This is a genomic window from Xenorhabdus innexi (genome assembly GCF_002632485.1).
In the GTDB taxonomy this organism is placed as follows: Bacteria; Pseudomonadota; Gammaproteobacteria; order Enterobacterales; family Enterobacteriaceae; genus Xenorhabdus; species Xenorhabdus innexi.
In genome coordinates, this window is the sequence record NZ_NIBU01000198.1 from 1 (window position 1) to 926 (window position 926).

At 60.5% G+C, this 926-nt stretch carries 1 protein-coding gene; it reads right to left on the bottom strand.

What is annotated here, in order from left to right; genetic code table 11:
* On the bottom strand, window positions 1-926 hold a 926-nt coding region (locus tag Xinn_RS21045; RefSeq protein ID WP_169923648.1), incomplete at both ends, for a conjugal transfer protein TraG N-terminal domain-containing protein.

Here is a 926-nt window from a genome sequence, read left to right on the forward strand (position 1 = left end):
GTCCCCGTCACCAGTCCCATGATTAAATCATCCGAGGTGTTCTGCATGCCCGCCAGATTAAACAGACTGTGGGTGTCTGAGCCGTACAGGGCATCCAGCAAATGGCTGTCCAGCCAGCGTGCCAGCTCCCACCAGAAGGTCAGGAAATTCAGCGCGAAAATCGCAAAGGTCAGGATAAAGACGGTGTTAAATTCATACGCCGCAAACAACACAATCAGGGGGATCAGAATATACAGCGCCATCAGAATCACCGCCTGCATCATCGGCAGGGCCTGGCGCACCGCATCGAACACCGGCATGCTGAGTAACCCGCCCAACAGTGCACCGGCGGAAGCCCCGATCCGGTTCGCGCCATCCAGCAGACGGGGATCGGCACTGCCGCCGTAGCCGCCATACACCACGCCTTCCTGGGAAACGGTCAGGTTCACCGGGCTGACCAGCCGGCGGATCACCGCTTCCTGATAAGCGGGCGTGTTTTTACCCAGCATTTTCAGGGTAGCGGACAAACGTAGCCACAGCCCCGGATCGGCCTGCGCCAGCACCCGGTCTTTCAGGCCGGTGTCAGCGGCTGACCACCAGACCTGACAGGTCGGATACCCGCCCTGCCCGGTATACGGCCGCCCGTTGTCCCGGTGCTCCTGCCACGGAAAGTCAGCTCTCGGTGTGCGCGATTGCAGTGTCCGGTAATCGCCGGCTAAAAACGTGCGGCTGCCCAGCCAGCCGATATCATGCAGAATAACCGGGTCTGTGGTGTGCTCCGGATCACGTTGTTTCCACTGATACAGGGCCAGTGCATAACAATCGTGGGTAAAATCCTGCAACTCCGCCGCCAGCGCCGGGTTGCTGATGCGGGTATGCTGCACCTCAAAACGCAGCTGCCGCAAATCCGGCCGGCAGGGAATGGTGGCGACCGCCGCCTGTGTCAG